Below are 17217 nucleotides of genomic sequence, written 5' to 3' on the forward strand. Positions count from 1 at the left end.
ACGTTTTTTAACTTAAAGGTGTTTTTTATTTGTCTCACTCTAGGGGGTCAGTCCCTTTTAGAGTGGAAAGCTTTTTTTTATGGATTGACGGAATCTGGCATATATTGATAAAATTTAAAGGTATATTTTCTGAAAATTCTATTTCTTAAAAAGAGAAAGAAAGGAGTAGCTCGTGATTTTTACTATTATTCAAGCTGATGATACGTGGGCACTATGGGGAATTCTAGCGATTTGGGCTTCTGTTAGTATTTTTCTCGAACAAAAGTATAAGTGGGCTTCTTTTCTGTCAGGAGCTATTATTGCGCTAGCAGGAGCTCTTATCCTATCAAATTTAAAAATCATTCCAACAGAGTCTCCGGTTTATGATGCTGTTTGGGCGTATCTAGTACCGCTTGCCATTCCATTATTGTTATTTCAAGTCAATATGAAAGAATTATTTCAAGAAAGCCGGAAACTGCTTTTTATTTTCTTAATCTGTGCAGTAGGAACGGTTATAGGGAGCACGGCAGGCTTCTTGTTGTTAAAAGATTATATTCCTGAACTAGCAAAAATTGCAGCTGCTATCGGCGCTTCTTATGTAGGCGGAGGGGTTAACTTTGCTACCGTTACGGCCAAATTTGAACCATCAAGTCAAATGGTTTCCGCGACGGTGGTTGCTGATAATATGGTCATGGCTTTACTGTTTGCCGTGTATATGTTTGTTCCTTCTATGAAGTTTTTTAGGAAACATTTTAAGACGCCTCATATTCAAGAAGTAGAGGCCGGGCAATATGGAGAAAATGATCGTCATACGCTTGCAGAAAAATATTGGGCAAAAAAAGAAATTTCGTTAAAAGACGTGGCGGCTTCAATTGGTACATCATTTTTTCTAGTGGTTGTATCGTTTAAATTAGCCGAATGGTTTGGAACAATCATTCCAGCCGGTCCAAATGTTTCCGTAGTTCAAACGTTACTACATACTATTTTGAGCGAAAAATACTTATTGCTTTCCACACTTACGTTTCTTGTCATTTATCTGTTTCCTTCTTATTTTAAAAACATTAGCGGAAGCCAAGAAATCGGCACGTACTTCATTTATATTTTCTTTGTTGTCATTGGAGTGCCGGCGTCCATTCCATTAATTGTTGAAAAAGCACCTCTTTTGATTCTATTTGTGCTCATTGTGGGACTGAGTAATTTAATAGTGGGGCTGCTTTTAGGAAAAGTATTTAAAATTGATTTAGAACATATTTTACTGGCGAGCAATGCAACGGTAGGGGGACCTACGACAGCAAGCGCGATGGCGATTGCTAAAGGATGGGGAAGTTTGGTTGGTCCTATCTTGGTAGTAGGAACGCTTGGCTATATTATTGGTAACTATATCGGCTTTGCACTTGGCTATTGGTACTTAACATTTTAAATAAAAAAACGCCTCCTCTGATGACTCAAAGGAGGCGTTTTTTTATTTAGCGTGCTTGACTGCTAAAGATTGATAAAAGCGACCTTTAAAGATATACGTAGCTGTAATAAATAAATAGATAGCTAGTGTAATAGTCGTAATAACAACGGATGTTGTGCAGATAACACCAATTAAAATAGCGCTTAGTGCAATAAGGGCAGCCCACGTTGTATAAGGAAACCATTTAACAGAGTAGCTGCTCGATGCTTCTGACTGAACTTTGCGGGACTTTAAGTGTGCAATCGCAATAATCAACCAAATAAACAACACGGTATACCCTAAAGATCCCATCAAATAATCAAATGTCTTACTTCCTGCAAATAAGGAAATCAATACGCCGACATAAAGGGATGATGTACACATTAAAATTGCATAGACAGGAACTTTGTTAACAGAAAGTTTCGAAAATATCTTCGGCACTCGACCGTCTACTGCTTGCGTATACAAAATACGTGATGAACCGTAAAGTCCTGAGTTCATAGAAGAAATAACGGCTAACAAGATCACGGCATTCATAATATGATCTGCTCCGGGAATGCCAATCATTTTAAATACCATTACAAAAGGACTTTGAGAAACGCCGTTCACTTCATTCCAAGGAATCAAGCTCACGATGATAAAAAACGGGAACAGATAAAAAGCAATGATACGCGTTAATGTACTGCGCACAGCCTTAGGTACTACTTTTTCAGGGTTTTTTGTTTCAGCTAGCGTTACTCCGATGATTTCAGTTCCACCGTATGAGTAGATGACAACTAACATCGCCGTAATTAGCCCGGTTGGTCCCTTTGGGAAAAAACCGCCGTGATCGCTTAAATTTGAAAAACCCGCTGCGGTATGATGACCGAATGATACAAACAATAATAAAAGTCCAGCGATAATAAAGATCACAATGACCGTGATTTTAATTAAAGCTAACCAGTATTCCGTTTCAGCAAATGCTTTAACTGAAAGCAAGTTAATGGCTGTAACAATAACGGATACGCCTAAAGCAAGCATCCAAATTGGGTAATCAGGAAGCCAGTACTGAATAAAAATAGCGGCTACAACGGCTTCAGCTGCAATGTTTAACACCCACATTTTCCAGTAAATCCAGTCCAAAAAGTAAGCGGGATAGCTTCCTAAAATCGACTGAACTAAATCACGAAACGTTCGTGCTTCACTATTTCGAACCGCCATTTCAGCAAGACCTTGCATGATGAATAGTAAAATAATTCCGCCAATTAAATAGGCAATAATAACTGATGGTCCTGCCATATCAATAGCCGAGCTGCTTCCTTTAAATAAACCAGCGCCAATTGCTCCACCTAGCGCCATCATCATAATGTGACGTGAAGTCATTGTTCGCTGCAAACCTTGGTTGTCCTTCTTCATGACTTTTCCCTCCACTTTTTTATAAAATAAAAAAAGCTTATCGTCTCCTACCTCATTATCAAATGAGAGAAGAGACGATAAGCTTTAGCTAACCGCGGTACCACTCTTGTTGGCTCTTAAAGAACCCTGCTTAAAACCTGATAACGAAGGTTAGACGTTAAAACTTAGAGAACACTTCTGCATTCTTTCTGAATTACCACTCCTGGGCGAGTTCAAAGTATTATTGGACTACGTTACACCAACCCGTAGCTCTCTTGACCGAATAATAAGCTTCTACTACTCCCAATCGCTGTGTTTTTGATTAAAATCTGAAAGTTCTTGATGAATAACCATTACTATACGTGCTTCTTTTTTCTTTGTCAACAGCTATTTTTGAAAAAATAAAAATGATTCTACTCTATTTTTATAGAACTCAGGACTGGTTATTTTGGTAAAAAAATCAGTCGTTTCACCTAATTTTCACCAAATCTGCTTACATTAAGAAATATGAAAAAGGAGTTGTTTTGACAAATACATAGGTGAGGAGAATGAATAGAGTGAAAAAGATGATGTACGTCCGGTTTGGACTGGATCTTTTAATGGCCGTTACGTTTGTTTTGTTTTTTAACAAGCAAGTATTGGGAGGGTTAACATTTCATGAAATTGCGGGGTTGGCGATTGCCGTCGCCTTTTTTACCCACGTGCTGCTAAACTGGCAGTGGGTAAAGAAAGTTACGGTTCAGTTATTTGACCGCAGGCTTCCGCGCAGAACAAAGTTCGGTTACTTTTTAAATATCATGCTGTTGATTACGATGTCATTTATTATGATTAGCGGTATTTTTATTTCAAGAGTAGTATTTCCAAATATTAATGTTGGGAACGAACAGTGGTTTAAGGTTTCGCATATTTCCGTATCATTTTTAGTGTTAATTTTAGTAGCCGCTCACATAGGTCTTCATTGGCAATGGGTTATAAATGCATGTAAAAATATGACGAAATTCAAAAAGTCAAAGAAAAGCTTGAGCATAGCAGCTAAGCTCACAACCGCTGCGCTGTTAGTCATTGGCATATACGAAATAAACGAAACGGGTTTTCTTGGAAAACTTGGAGGAGTAGCGAGAGTACTGAATGTAAGTTCCTCAGATATGCCGCAAAAAGGCGGTGGGAAGCCGGATTTTGATCGCCATTCATTTAGCGAGAACAAATCTTCTGCGACGGCATCTTCTGGTCACGAACGTCCAAACTTTGATCACGATGGCGGAGGTCCGGAAAGAGGAATGAAAGGAAAAGAAAGCGGTTTTGAAAGTCCAAATCCTTTTGTTGTAATCGGTACTTATTTTGCTATTATGTCAGTTTTTATTATTGTTATTTATTATATTGAAAAAATATTAGCAAGTGTGAAGAAACGTAAAAAAATAACGGGTCCTGCTGCGGAAATTTAAAATGAAAAAGCTTTCTATTTCACCGTTTTTTCATCGTATAGAAGTAAAATCATTTATGTAAAAGCGAATGCTTTGCAAAATTAAAATGAGAGAACCTTAGGTGGTGGAAATCGTGAAACAACATACACAGCCTGAAACGGAACATAAGAAAAATTGGTTTATTAATGCGCTATTGAATTTTGGTATTTATAAAAAAGGAAATCGGCATCTATACGAACTGACACTTCAAGAGTTAGAAGCTCAATATGTAAAAGTAAAATCATTTATGTATAATCAGGAACCTCTTTCGCAATGATAAAAAAGCACTCAGTATATGAGTGCTTTTTTGTGTTAGAAAGTCTTATTCTTTGACAGGTAAAACTGTACAGATTAAAATCACAGTATATTTTAAAGTTACAGTTTTAAATGACACATATTATAGGAAGGAAAACAGTCTCTACCTATAATATGCCACTATTTTTGACCGTATCATTTTTGGAGGGAAATAAAATGACAAATAAAAAGTATGAGCCGCTTTTACAGCCATTTACTTTTTCAAATGGCATCAAATTAGATAACCGCGTTATTCTTGCTCCTATGACAAATTTTTCATCAAATGAAGATGGGACAGTATCAAATGCAGAAGTAGACTACTACGTACGACGTTCAAAAGGTGTTAGCATGGTCATTACAGCATGTACATACGGAACGGCGAACGGAAAAGGATTTCACGGAGAGTTTGCTGCAGACAGCGATGAAATGATTCCTAGCCTGCGTCGATTAGCAACAGCCATTAAAGATCAAGGAGCAAAAGCAGTTCTTCAAATTTTTCACGGAGGCCGCATGTGTCCGCCTGAGCTTGTTCCAAATGGAGAGGTTGTTAGCGCAAGTGCTGTTGCTGCAGAACAAGAAGGAGCTCCGGTACCTCGAGAGTTAACAAATGAAGAAATTGAAGGCATTATTCACGATTTTGGTGAAATGACGCGCCGTGCCATTGAAGCAGGATTTGACGGAGTTGAAATTCACGGAGCAAATAACTATTTAATTCAGCAGTTCTTTTCTCCGCATTCTAATCGCCGCGAAGATAAATGGGGCGGCAGCGTAGAAAAACGCTTAACATTCCCGCTTGCAATCGTAGACGAAGTAAAGCAAGCCGTTTCTAAGCATGCAAAAGAATCATTTTTAGTAGGCTATCGCTTCTCGCCAGAAGAGCCTGAAACGCCAGGAATTACAATGGCTGATACGTTGAAGTTAGTCGATGCACTAGCAGAAAAAGACCTTGATTACCTTCACGTATCGCTAATGGAATTCTGGTCAAAACCGCGCCGAGGCGTGGAAGATACTCGTTCACGTATTGAAATTATTCAAGAGCGAGTAGGAAGCCGCGTACCTGTAATGGGCGTAGGTTCTATTCATACAGCAGACGAAGCAGCAGCCGCTCTTGAAACGGGCATTCCACTGCTTGCGATTGGCCGCGAATTAATTATGGATCCAGACTGGGTTCAAAAAGTAAAAGAAGGCCGTGAAAATGAAATTGTGACAACATTAAGCAAAAAAGATCAGGAAAAGCTTGTGATTCCTGACCCGCTGTGGCAAGCCGTTATTAACACACCAGGCTGGTTCCCGGTTGAAGATTAAAAGAAAGGCAGAAAAGCGCAAAGACGATGGGACTGATCCCATGTCTTTGCGCTTTTTGCTTTTTCATGGAATAGCGCTTTTGAACCATTAATTTACAAATGGGCTTCTTTGTGTTTGAATAGTAATAGTTTTCTGAAAGTGAGGTGAGAGAATGAAAGCAGGGCCAATGGTGAAAATGATGATTTCAATGAGTATTTTTGGTTCAATTGGCTTTTTCTCCACACAAACTGGACTGCCTTCTTTTGACTTAGTATTCGTTCGCTGTATTTGTGCAACACTTTTTCTCGGAATGTGCTGGTTCGTAACGGGTGAATATAAAAGGGAAAAATGGAATGCTAAAGAAATAAAGCAGATTTTACTGTGTGGGATATTTCTTGTGTTTAACTGGGTGTTTCTATTTAAAGCATTTGAAATGATGTCCGTTACGGTTGCTATTTCTATTTATCATCTTGCACCCGTTTTAGTATTGCTTCTGGGGAGCTTTATGTTTAAGGAGAAATTAACGGTTCTTGGCGTGATGTCTATCTTCATTTGTTTTGGAGGAACACTTCTAATTATTGGAGTGGAGCAACTTACGATTGACGGCTTCATGTCTTCAGGAATACTCTGGGCGCTTTTAGCCGCTTTGTTTTATGCATGCACGACGCTGCTTGGTAAAGGCATTATTCATACGAGTGCTTATGCTGTTACATTTCTTCAGACTTTTTTAGGAATTTTTCTATTATTGCCGTTTGTTCATTTTACTGATTTTCATTTCCTAACAACGGCCAACTGGACATCTATTTTAGTAACAGGCTTTGTACATACTGGTTTAGTGTATTATTTGTTTTTCGACAGCCTGCGCTATTTAAAAACTCAGGTGATTTCGGTTCTGGTGTTTTTAGATCCAGCCGTTGCCATTTTATTAGATACAGCATTCACGGGATTTCGCCCTACGCTTTTGCAGCTTGCAGGCATTGTTTTGATCTTTTTAGGAATGCTTTTTACTTTGAAGCCAAAACCTTCATCTGAAAAAATATTTCCAATAGCAAGATTAAAAAGATCACATAGAATTTCTATGTAATCTGCAGGTGTTCATTTATTAGAAAAAGGGGAGCTAGTCATGAAAGTTAGTAAGCAAAACGCAGAACACTACGTGTGGGGAGGAAAATGCGATGGGTGGCACCTAGTGAAAAATAAAGACGTAAGTATTATTCATGAGCGCATGCCCCCTTATACGGAAGAGGTAAGGCATTATCACTTGAAAGCACATCAATTTTTCTTTGTACTAAAAGGAACAGCTGCTCTAGAAATAGACGGAGTTATTTACGATGTAAAAGCACACGAAGGAGTAGAAGTATTTCCTTCGATTCTTCATCAAATGATGAATCGTTCGAGTGAGGAGATTGAGTTTCTTGTGATTTCACAGCCTTTTGCACAAGGAGACCGCATAGCTGTTGATGAAGATAATAAGCATAGATAGGTCTATTTTTACTAGTCCTAACAGTAAGCCAAGAATACCGTCCAGTACAATAGTACCTTTTCATTCAGCAAGTGAAATATTATGCCTAATAAAATAAAAATACTTTTATTGCAGAGCAGAAATGTGGTAAATTAATATGTATGCAATATAGGGAGAACAAAATTTACAAATTAACAATTGTGTAATATTAACATCACGATGAAAAATAAGAGATTACAAGTTAAAATGTAAATTTTGTAGATGACTAAAAAAAGAGATGAAGATGATATTGTTTGACAAATTGAATCATTTTCAGGTAATCTTTTGCAGGACGTAACCGTTACGATTTAATGTAGGGGACTTTCCTGAGGTTAGCTGAACATGAAATCTCTACTTTTTAGTGAAAGGAATTTGAAAATGAAAAAACTATTTTCAAAGCCGTTGTTTTACTTTTTTATAGCGGTTTTATTCATGTGGATCAAGTCTTACATGTCTTACAAAGTGGAGTTCAACTTAGATATAAGTGACTCAATGCAAAAAACGTTATTGTTTATTAATCCAATTAGTTCAACTTTGATCTTTTTAGGGTTAGCATTGTTTGCAAAAGGAAAAAGAGCCATCGTTTGGACGCTTATCCTTAGTACAATCATGACGGTCATTTTGTACAGCAATATTTTATATTATCGATTCTTCAATGACTTTGTGACATTGCCTACTTTAACGCAAACAAGCAATGTGGGTCATTTAGGAGGCAGTATCGCTGATTTAGTAAAAGCTCACGATATTTTTTACTTTGTAGATATCATTTTACTGATTGCGCTATTGTTTGTTAGAAAAATCGAATGGCCAAAAGCACGTCTTAAATTCCGCTATACGTTCATGGTGTTAGCGGCAGGAGCTGTCGCATTTGCAATTAACTTGCACTATGCTGAAAAAGATCGCCCTGAATTATTAACAAGAACATTTGATCGCAACTACCTAGTGAAATATTTAGGAGCATACAACTACACGGTGTATGATGCAGTTCAAACGTTTCAAAACTCAAAGCAACGAGCATTCGCAAGCAGTGATGACTTAACAACAGTGAAAAACTTCAGTACAAGTCACTATGCAGCTCCGAATATTGAGTATGCGGGTAAAGCAAAAGGAAAAAATATTATTAAAATTCATCTAGAATCATTTCAGTCATTCCTAATTAATTACAAGTTAAACGGACAAGAAGTAACGCCGTTTTTAAATTCATTAGCAAATGGAAATGAATTTATGTATTTTGATAACTTCTTCCATCAAACAGGACAAGGTAAAACAGCTGATGCAGAGCTTATGATGGATACGTCATTATATGGCTTGCCTCAAGGATCAGCATTTAGCTTAAAAGGCCGCAACACGTACCAAGCAGCACCAGCGATCTTAGATCAAGAGGGCGGCTATACAAGTGCTGTGTTACACGGAGATTATAAAACGTTCTGGAACCGTAATGAAATTTACAAACAGTTCGGTGTGGATAAATTCTTTGATGCAAGTTATTACAATATGACTGGTGATAACAAAGTAAACTATGGATTAAAAGATAAGCCATTCTTCAAAGAATCTATGCCAATGCTGCAGTCATTGAAGCAGCCGTTCTATGCGCATATGATTACATTAACAAACCATTTCCCATTCGTTCTTGATAAAGGTGATGCTAGCATTGAACCGGCGAACACAGGAGATGGAACGGTAGACCGTTATTTCCAAACGGCTCGTTATTTGGATGAATCACTGCAAGAATTCTTTACAGAGCTAAAAGCTTCAGGTTTATATGACAACTCAGTTATTATGATTTACGGTGACCACTACGGTATTTCTGAAAATCATAACAAAGCAATGGAAAAAGTTCTTGGCGAGAAAATCACGCCATATAAAAACGCTCAGCTTCAACGCGTACCGTTCTTCCTTCACGTACCAGGTGTAAAAGGGGGAGTGAACCATACGTACGGCGGTGAAATTGACGTAGTGCCTACGCTTCTTCACCTAGTGGGAATTGATAGTAAAGAGTATGTTCAATTCGGTACAGATTTATTATCAAAAGACCATGATCAGGTAGTAGCATTTAGAAACGGTGATTATGTTTCTCCGAAATACACGTCAATTGACGGCAAGTATTACGATACAAACACAGGAGAAAGAATCACAGCAACAGATGAAGCGAAAGCTTATAAAAAGAAAGTTGGAAGAGAGCTAGAACTTTCTGATAAAGTGTTATACGGTGATTTATTACGATTTAATAAATTAGATGACTTTAAACCGGTCGATCCATCAAAATACATGTATGGAAAAGACCAAGAAACAGAAAAATAATGTAAGCTTTCACACCATACAATCCAAACAAGCAAGTAGAGGAGCTTTTTAAAAGCTTAGCTACTTGCTTGTTTTATGAGAACTTCATTGAAAAAGAAAGCTGGTGACAGAAACTTGGAGCGAACAAGACGCAAAAGAAGAAGAAGAGTTCGATGGGGCAGAGTGTTCTTTGCTTTGTTGTTCCTTTTTATTATCGTTGGGGGCATATACAGCTATTTCCAATATAAGCAAGGGCTATCGATAGCAAGCGATGGTAAATTTACGGATGACGGCACGACATTTGAACAGTTTCAAGGCAGTCTCCCGAATAACAGAGAAGTAAATATGCTGCTGTTAGGAAGTGACTCGCGCGGGGAAAAGCATTCTCGTACAGACTCTATTTTAATTGCTCACTACGATTCTAAAAGCAAACACCCGAAAATTGTTTCTCTTATGAGGGATATGTACGTGGATATTCCAGGACACGGCAAGCAAAAGCTGAATGCTGCTTACGCGTTCGGAGGTCCTGAGCTGCTGCGTCAAACGATCAAACAAAATTTTGATATTGATATTAACTATTATGCAGTTGTGGACTTCGAAGGATTTTCAAAAATTGTAGATACGATTGCGCCTGATGGCATTGAAGTAACCGTGCCTCACGATATGTCTTCGGGAATTGGTATGACGCTTCACAAAGGTACCCAAGTTTTACACGGTGAACAGCTGCTTGGCTACGTACGTTTTCGCCATGATAACATGAGTGATTTTGGACGCGTTCAGCGTCAGCAAGAAGTCGTTTTAAAGCTCAAAGATGAAGTAGCAAGCCTAAACAGCGTGTTTAAAATACCGAAGCTTCTCGGCGTAATGGATCCTTACATCGATACAAATTTAGATACAAAAAGCATGATGCTTCTAGCTAAAGATGTGGTAACAGGAAACATGAAAGACGTTCAAAGCCTGCGACTGCCTTTAGACGGATCATTTGAAAACAAAACGTATAGCGGCGTTGGTATGGTGCTTGATATTAATTTAGATAAAAATAAAGAAGCGCTGCAAGAATTCTTAAATGACAAATAAAGAAAAGCCTCGAGACGCATGTCTCGAGGCTTTTTCTTTATACATAGACGATGATGCGTTTGAATGACGTAATTAAACTAGTCACTATACCAGAGCATACAACAATAAATAATGAATAAATAGCTGTATCGTTTTGAAGCAGTAAAATACCTGAAATAATAATAGATGCGTCAATCACTAAAATGATGATGCCAGGGTTTAACGATAACCATTTCGCAAGTATCAGAGAAAATAAGTCGACCCCGCCTTGACTTGCGTGCTGCCGGAGCATGATGCCAGTTCCGATTCCGTTAAAAATGCCTCCAAGGCAAGCGCTTAAGATAATGGGAAGGTGAAAAATTCCGTGAAGCGGAAACAGCAAATCAATCATAACGGCTGAGAGAACCATGCCATAGATAGCATTTAAAAAATAAGAGCGGTTAAAACCTAGAGCGAGAAGGTAAATCGGCAAGTTTAAGCAAAAAATCATCACGCCTACTTTATAGCCAAGTAAATAATTAATGATTAAGCTAATTCCCGTAATGCCTCCTGTTACAAGCTGAAGCGGAAGAATAAAAACGTTAATTCCAATACTAACAAACACACTGCCAATTCCAATTGCAATTAATTTTTTGTACATGCTGTCTCATCCTTGTCTATGAATCTCTTTATATGTATATGAAGACAAGCAGAGTTTCAGCACAAAGACTGCTTCAGAAACGATAATGCACGGATTAAATATATGCAAAGGAAGCTGTTTTAAGATGCAAATGTGTTGCATAAACATGGTTCACCATAGACAATAAGAACTAACGAAGAAGGTAAATGGAGGAGAAGAAATTGATCGTTCGAAAAGCTAGAGAAGAAGAAACATTATCCATTGAAACAGTGACGCTTGCTGCTTATGAGCAATATGCAGCTGTAAAATCAGAAGCACACTGGAAAAGATATCGAAAGGGAATTTTACATACCCTGAGTGAAGAAAAGAAATTTGAGTGCATGGTAGCTGAAATCGATGGAGAAATGGCAGGAAGCGTTTTGTTTTATCCGCCGAATACGGACGTATACGGAGGATTGTTAAAACCATTTCCATGGGCTGAAATTCGTCTGCTGGCAGTTGCTCCATCTCATCGCCGAAAAGGAGTCGCCAATGCGCTTCTTGAAGCGTGTGAAAAAAAATCTCGAGAGCTAGGGTGTTCTTATTTAGGTTTACATACAGATCATTCAATGGAACATGCCATTAAGCTGTACACTAAAAGAGGTTACGTTCGCTTTCCTGATAACGATTTTTATCCGGTAAAAGATTTGCACGTTATGGCATTTAGAAAATCCGTTTAATCAAAAAAGCCTTTGAAATCATTGATTTCAAAGGCTTTTGTATTTATATAACGTGACGATTCCAGTGGCGGTGAGCTGAAATAGCTTCAATAAATTCATCTGTAAAGCGTGTAGTTTCTCCAGTTACGACACCGGGACTACTATCTAAGCCAGCAGCTTTTAGCCACTTAACACCTTCAGCCGTCGCGCCAATTGGTTTAAAATGCTCGAATGCTTCTTGAGCAAACGTCAGTGCTTCTTTATGAAACTTTTCATCAGCCGACGAACTTCCGACAACATAAACCGCATCGAATAAAACAGAATCACTTGTTAAGAACGTGTGCTGTACTTCAAGTTCTGACCCGTCTGTTCCTTTTACGTTTTGGAGGGTTGTGCTTACAATTTCAGGCTGAATGCCCTGTTGTTTTAAACTGTTTAACACTTGTGGTAGGTCACTGCTAAAGTCATTCGCTACAATGACAGCTACTTTACGCGTATTCGGCTTTTTAATCGTTTGTTCCTGACTAAGAGCCGGAGATGACTTGGTCACTGGCGCGTCTTCTCCTGATGGAGGCGTTGCACCAATCGCTTGTGCTACTTGTTTAGCTAGCACTGTACTGACGTTGGCAAACATATCAACAACCTGCTGCTGAACAGACTTGCTTTTCACTTTTCCAAGCTCAAAGCTAAAAGCACTGATAATATGCTCTTTTTCAGTGTCGCTCATGCTATTCCAAAATAGCGTTGCCTGTGAAAAGTGGTCTTTAAAACTTTCGCTTCGGCTTCGAACTTTTCTTCCTTCCACTTTTTCTTGATAGTGAGCATAACCGCCCTCTGACTCTGGTACAGGAGCCGGGGTATTGGCTGCAAGAGAGTTTCTGTGATAGCTGACAGGTCCTTTGTTAATCGTTTGACGTCCGTAACCGTCTCGTTGATTGTTATGAAATGGGCAGACTGGGCGGTTGATTGGAAGTTCGTGAAAATTCGGACCGCCAAGACGAATAAGCTGGGTATCTGTGTATGAAAACAATCTTCCTTGTAAGAGAGGGTCATTGGAAAAATCAATTCCCGGTACCACATGCCCCGGATGGAATGCGACTTGTTCCGTTTCGGCAAATACGTTGTCTACATTTCGATTTAAGGTCATTTTTCCAACTAGTTTGACGGGAATGTCTTCTTCAGGCCAAAGCTTAGTTGGATCGAGAATGTCAAAGTCGAATTTAAATTCATCTTCCTCATCTATGATTTGAATGCCTAGCTCATATTCGGGATAGTCTCCGTTTTCAATCGATTCCCATAAATCGCGGCGATGAAAATCCGGGTCTTTCCCAGAGATTGTTTGAGCCTCGTCCCAAACAAGGGAATGCGTTCCGAGCACAGGCTTCCAGTGAAATTTGACAAAATGAGCTTTTCCTTCTGCATTAACTAAGCGAAAAGTATGTACGCCGAAGCCTTCCATCATACGCAAACTGCGTGGAATTGCACGGTCTGACATTGACCACATGACCATGTGAGCAGACTCTTGGTTATTGGCGACAAAATCCCAAAACGTATCATGTGCTGAAGCCGCCTGCGGCATTTCGTTGTGTGGCTCAGGCTTAACAGCGTGAATTAAATCTGGGAATTTGATCGCATCTTGGATAAAGAACACGGGAATGTTATTTCCAACTAAGTCATAGTTTCCTTCTTCTGTATAAAATTTTGTTGCAAAACCACGGGCGTCGCGCACCGTTTCAGCTGAACCTTTAGAACCTGCTACAGTAGAGAAACGGACAAATACAGGTGTTTTTACAGACGGATCCTGTAAAAATTTAGCTTTTGTATATTCACTGAGAGAGTCATACAGTTCAAATTCTCCGTGAGCAGCGAAGCCGCGTGCATGAACGATGCGTTCAGGAATGCGCTCATGGTCAAAATGCGTCATTTTTTCACGGAAATGAAAGTCTTCCATAAGGGTTGGACCGCGTTCGCCTGCTTTTAAAGAAAATTCATCTTCGGAAAGCTTTAACCCTTGATTGGTTGTGAGCGCTTGGTTTCGATCATCTGTTTTAAACTGCTCGAGCTGTTCTTGCTTGCTTTTTTCATTTACAGGGTGCTTTTTTGTCATACCTGTCTTCCTCCTTGATCTTTAATTAATAATCATTACAAAATGTGTACCCTATCAAAAGTTGAAGCAAACAGAAATGTTGGAATTTTTTCGTAGGAAATCCGTTATTTTCTTGTTATGATTATGAATAAGCATTCATAAATAAAAAATAAAAGGAGAGGGGATACATAGATGAAAACACGGGTAACAGATTTATTAGGGATTCAATATCCAATTGTACAAGGAGGTCTTGCGTATTTAGCGTACGCAGAACTTGCCGCTGCTGTCTCAAATGCAGGAGGGCTTGGACAAATTACAGCTATGACGCTCCGAACCCCTGAGAAACTTCGAGCTGAAATTAAGAAAGTGCGTTCTTTAACTGAGCGTCCTTTTGGCGTTAATTTTGCTGTTGGAGGTCAAACAGAAGGTTCTTATAAAGAACTTCTCGACGTAGCAGCAGAAGAAAGTGTGCCAGTTGTTTCCATAACAGGAGCAAATCCCGCACCTATTTTTGAGAGATTAAAAGGAACGGGAATTAAAACGCTCGTACTGGTAGCAAACGTGCGTCAAGCTCAAAAAGCTGAGAAGCTAGGAGCAGATGCTGTTATGGCAGTGGGGCAAGAAGCAGGAGGACATATCGGACGTGAGGATCTCGGCACAATGGTATTAATTCCCCGAGTAGCTGCGGCTGTGTCAATTCCGGTCCTAGCAAGCGGAGGGATTGGAAACGGACAAGGATTATTGGCAGCGTTATCATTAGGCGCTGAAGGGATAGAAATGGGAACACGTTTTATCGCGACAAAAGAATGTGTAGATGCCCATGATGCGTATAAACAAGCTATTGTAGAAGCAAAAGAAACCGATACTGTGGTTATTAAACGTTCGTTCGGGGCACCTGGACGCGTATTAAAGTCTCACTACACTCTTGACATTATCGAGCGTGAGCAGCAAGGAGAGAGGTACGAAGAGTTAAAAGACGTTATTAGCGGTGGGGCAAACTGCCGGTATATTTATGAAAATAAAATCGATGAAGGCTATGGATGGGCAGGCCAAGTCGTTGGTCTGATTGATAGTATTCCAACGGTGCAAGAGCTGTTTGACAGTATGATAGAAGAAGTAGAAGCCGGTTCTAAACGACTGCTGAGTATAGTGGAAAAGAAGTAGAGATACAAGCCGTCATACTGCAGCAATTATTCGCATATTTATAATCTATATCTCTAAATGAGGTGAGAGAATGAAAAGAATGCGAGCATTTGCTATTATGACGTTTTTAGTAGTAGGTTCAGGGTATGCAGTTTTTACTAAAAAAGAAGAAGTTTTCAAGACTCAGCAAGCACAAGTGTACGAAGAAGCAAAGCCTGTTATTAAACAAATGGACAAACTGGATATTTGGCATAAAATCAGCAGCGGTTTAACGGAAGCGGGCTATGAATCAAGGGGCGTGAATTCTTCCCTTTACTCAAAAGACAGAGTAGAGCTGGATGTGTATATGGAGCCTTCGGTTTCATCTGATGCCAAAACGCAAGAAACGATTAAACAAATGGTATATAAAATACTCGAAGAAAATAAGTTTCAGCAAAAGGCCTTTCATGTAACAATTAAATTCCTGCCCGAAAAACAAGCAAAATAGACTTGTCTCGGCCAGGAAATTTTTTTATTAAAATGCTTTTTCATTGGCTGCTGGAATATTCTCTGGGAAAGAAATTTCAGCATTTTTGGGCTGATACGCAATTTTTCCGTCCAGCACATCATTGGCTTTTTGTAGATCTAATAAATTTTCCCATCGTGCGATAATAAAAGCAGCTACCGCATAACCAATAATATTAACTGTGGTCCGGTAATTACCCATAAAGCGATCAGGAGCGAGCATCAGGGCAACGGCTGCTACCGGAATAGATCCGGTTGCTGCTGCGGTAGCAGAGAGAGCAACAAAAGCTGATCCTGGAATACCAGCCATTCCTTTAGACGTAAGAAGAAGAACACCAAGCATTAAAAGCTGATCAGTGAGGCTCAAATCCACGCCCGTTGCTTGTGCTAAAAAGACGAGGGCAAGAGACAAGTAAATGGAAGCACCGTCTAGATTAAACGAATAGCCCGTAGGTACAACAAGGCCAACGACTGCTTTGTTGCATCCTGCTTTTTCGAATTTATCCATGAGCTGCGGCATAACGGCCTCAGTGGAACCCGTAGCAAATGCCAGCATAATTTCTTCTCGTATATATAGAATGACTTTCCACAAACTTAATTTTAAATAGATTCGTAAAATAACAGCTAAAACAAGAACAAATGCTAGACAAGCAATTGTCATAGCGATAAATAGCTTTCCGAATGCAGCAAGTGTTCCAAGACCGTACTGACTAACTGCAAATGCCATGGCACTAAACGTGGCAAGAGCCGTTAATTTCATAATGTATCCCATAATTTTAAACAATACATCATTTACTTTCTCCAATACATTTAAAAGGGTCTCTGCTGTTTTTCCGCCTATATGGACAAGCGCGATGCCAAACAAACAAGAAATTAAAAGCACTTGAAGCATGGAATTGCTTGAAAAAGCACCAACTGCACTGTCTGGAATCATATTAAGAAAAAAATCACCTTCACTTGGAAGTTCGGAGCCGTTAGTCTTCGCGTCCACTTCGCTGGTGCTTAAGCTTGAAGGATCAACATTCATACCGGTGCCGGGATTCATTACGTTTGCTACTAATAGACCGATCAATAGAGCGAATGTTGTGACAATTTCGAAGTAAAGAATGGTTTTTCCGCCGATACGCCCAACTGTTTTAATGTTTCCAACCTTGGCAATTCCAACAACGACTACTCCAAAAATAAGAGGAGCAATCAGCATTTTGATAAGCTTAATAAAACCGTCTCCAATCGGTTTTACAGCATTTCCAAAGCTTGGCCATAGATATCCTACGGCTATGCCAAGTACAATTGCCATCATAATTTGAAAGAAAAGGCCTTTATAAAAAGGTTTTTTCTTATTTTTTGCCGCTGTTTGTGTCATGTGTTCTCCCTTCGTCGTGCAATTTTTTGAATATCACAACAGATGTTATGTTTTTTTACATTTTAACGTAAGGTTGTTTGAAGTGTCATTGGTTTCTTTGACTAAAATTCAATAAAAATATTAGTTGAAGTGTATAAG

General features: G+C 39.1%; 15 protein-coding genes and 1 other annotated feature. Of the genes, 11 read left to right on the forward strand and 4 right to left on the reverse strand.

The features are described 5' to 3' along the window. The first annotated feature begins 172 nt into the window (after positions 1-172). Positions 173-1399, forward strand: coding sequence for a DUF819 family protein (locus tag AC1VNJ_RS25900; protein ID WP_176343495.1), 1227 nt, complete (start codon positions 173-175; stop codon positions 1397-1399). A gap of 42 nt (positions 1400-1441) precedes the next feature. Here AC1VNJ_RS25900 and AC1VNJ_RS25905 read toward each other — a convergent pair whose 3' ends face one another. Further along, entirely contained in the window at positions 1442-2812 is a 1371-nt protein-coding gene (locus AC1VNJ_RS25905; protein ID WP_482641537.1) for an amino acid permease, read from the reverse strand. Positions 2813-2879: 67 nt separating this feature from the next. Further along, positions 2880-3111 (reverse strand) — a binding site (T-box leader). A 246-nt stretch (positions 3112-3357) separates the two neighbouring features. Between AC1VNJ_RS25905 and AC1VNJ_RS25910 the strand changes: the two genes are divergently transcribed. The 7 genes from AC1VNJ_RS25910 (at position 3358) to AC1VNJ_RS25940 (ending at position 10687) form a co-directional block, all read left to right on the forward strand. After that, entirely contained in the window at positions 3358-4233 is an 876-nt protein-coding gene (locus AC1VNJ_RS25910; RefSeq protein WP_482641548.1) for a DUF4405 domain-containing protein, read from the forward strand. Positions 4234-4342: 109 nt separating this feature from the next. Beyond that, positions 4343-4528 carry a Fur-regulated basic protein FbpA gene (locus AC1VNJ_RS25915; protein ID WP_033580328.1) on the forward strand — a complete coding sequence of 62 codons (186 nt, stop codon included), beginning with the start codon at positions 4343-4345 and terminating at the stop codon, positions 4526-4528. Between the two features lie 194 nt (positions 4529-4722). Then, positions 4723-5850, forward strand: coding sequence for an NADH-dependent flavin oxidoreductase (locus tag AC1VNJ_RS25920; protein WP_033579898.1), 1128 nt, complete (start codon positions 4723-4725; stop codon positions 5848-5850). 151 nt (positions 5851-6001) lie between these two features. Then, complete coding sequence (locus AC1VNJ_RS25925; protein WP_482641538.1) at positions 6002-6913, forward strand: DMT family transporter; 912 nt, start codon at positions 6002-6004, stop codon at positions 6911-6913. Between the two features lie 39 nt (positions 6914-6952). Beyond that, entirely contained in the window at positions 6953-7312 is a 360-nt protein-coding gene (locus tag AC1VNJ_RS25930; protein WP_049166039.1) for a cupin domain-containing protein, read from the forward strand. A gap of 396 nt (positions 7313-7708) precedes the next feature. Beyond that, a complete protein-coding gene (gene ltaS / locus AC1VNJ_RS25935) occupies positions 7709-9631 on the forward strand; it encodes a lipoteichoic acid synthase (RefSeq protein ID WP_028415048.1) in 1923 nt (640 codons plus the stop codon). A gap of 87 nt (positions 9632-9718) precedes the next feature. Continuing rightward, positions 9719-10687 (forward strand): LCP family protein, encoded by a 969-nt coding sequence (locus tag AC1VNJ_RS25940; protein WP_482641539.1) that lies wholly within the window; start codon positions 9719-9721, stop codon positions 10685-10687. Between the two features lie 37 nt (positions 10688-10724). Here the strand turns inward: AC1VNJ_RS25940 and AC1VNJ_RS25945 are convergent, their stop codons facing one another. Then, entirely contained in the window at positions 10725-11306 is a 582-nt protein-coding gene (locus tag AC1VNJ_RS25945; protein WP_033579900.1) for a YitT family protein, read from the reverse strand. A gap of 200 nt (positions 11307-11506) precedes the next feature. On the opposite strand from AC1VNJ_RS25945, the gene AC1VNJ_RS25950 reads away from it, so the two are divergent. Beyond that, on the forward strand, positions 11507-12004 hold the full coding sequence (locus AC1VNJ_RS25950) for a GNAT family N-acetyltransferase (RefSeq protein ID WP_482641540.1): 498 nt from the start codon (positions 11507-11509) through the stop codon (positions 12002-12004). A gap of 43 nt (positions 12005-12047) precedes the next feature. Here AC1VNJ_RS25950 and AC1VNJ_RS25955 read toward each other — a convergent pair whose 3' ends face one another. Next, entirely contained in the window at positions 12048-14090 is a 2043-nt protein-coding gene (locus AC1VNJ_RS25955) for a catalase (RefSeq protein ID WP_482641541.1), read from the reverse strand. 171 nt (positions 14091-14261) lie between these two features. Here AC1VNJ_RS25955 and AC1VNJ_RS25960 point away from each other — a divergent pair, with 171 nt between their 5' ends. Next, a complete protein-coding gene (locus AC1VNJ_RS25960; protein ID WP_482641542.1) occupies positions 14262-15233 on the forward strand; it encodes an NAD(P)H-dependent flavin oxidoreductase in 972 nt (323 codons plus the stop codon). 70 nt (positions 15234-15303) lie between these two features. Next, positions 15304-15699, forward strand: a complete 396-nt coding sequence (locus AC1VNJ_RS25965; RefSeq protein ID WP_057234059.1) for a hypothetical protein — start codon at positions 15304-15306, stop codon at positions 15697-15699. Between the two features lie 27 nt (positions 15700-15726). Here the strand turns inward: AC1VNJ_RS25965 and AC1VNJ_RS25970 are convergent, their stop codons facing one another. After that, on the reverse strand, positions 15727-17079 hold the full coding sequence (locus tag AC1VNJ_RS25970) for a cation:dicarboxylate symporter family transporter (RefSeq protein WP_482641543.1): 1353 nt from the start codon (positions 17077-17079) through the stop codon (positions 15727-15729). Positions 17080-17217: the final 138 nt, after the last annotated feature.

Source organism: Priestia sp. 3CA3 (genome assembly GCF_056836725.1).

Coding starts and splice junctions, on each gene's coding strand:
- AC1VNJ_RS25930 (WP_049166039.1), top strand. CDS start 6,953: ATGAAAGTTAGTAAGCAAAACGCAGAACACTACGTGTGGGGAGGAAAA.
- AC1VNJ_RS25905 (WP_482641537.1), bottom strand. CDS start 2,812: ATGAAGAAGGACAACCAAGGTTTGCAGCGAACAATGACTTCACGTCAC.
- AC1VNJ_RS25960 (WP_482641542.1), top strand. CDS start 14,262: ATGAAAACACGGGTAACAGATTTATTAGGGATTCAATATCCAATTGTA.
- AC1VNJ_RS25910 (WP_482641548.1), top strand. CDS start 3,358: ATGATGTACGTCCGGTTTGGACTGGATCTTTTAATGGCCGTTACGTTT.
- AC1VNJ_RS25925 (WP_482641538.1), top strand. CDS start 6,002: ATGAAAGCAGGGCCAATGGTGAAAATGATGATTTCAATGAGTATTTTT.
- AC1VNJ_RS25945 (WP_033579900.1), bottom strand. CDS start 11,306: ATGTACAAAAAATTAATTGCAATTGGAATTGGCAGTGTGTTTGTTAGT.
- AC1VNJ_RS25920 (WP_033579898.1), top strand. CDS start 4,723: ATGACAAATAAAAAGTATGAGCCGCTTTTACAGCCATTTACTTTTTCA.
- AC1VNJ_RS25955 (WP_482641541.1), bottom strand. CDS start 14,090: ATGACAAAAAAGCACCCTGTAAATGAAAAAAGCAAGCAAGAACAGCTC.
- AC1VNJ_RS25965 (WP_057234059.1), top strand. CDS start 15,304: ATGAAAAGAATGCGAGCATTTGCTATTATGACGTTTTTAGTAGTAGGT.
- AC1VNJ_RS25970 (WP_482641543.1), bottom strand. CDS start 17,079: ATGACACAAACAGCGGCAAAAAATAAGAAAAAACCTTTTTATAAAGGC.
- ltaS (WP_028415048.1), top strand. CDS start 7,709: ATGAAAAAACTATTTTCAAAGCCGTTGTTTTACTTTTTTATAGCGGTT.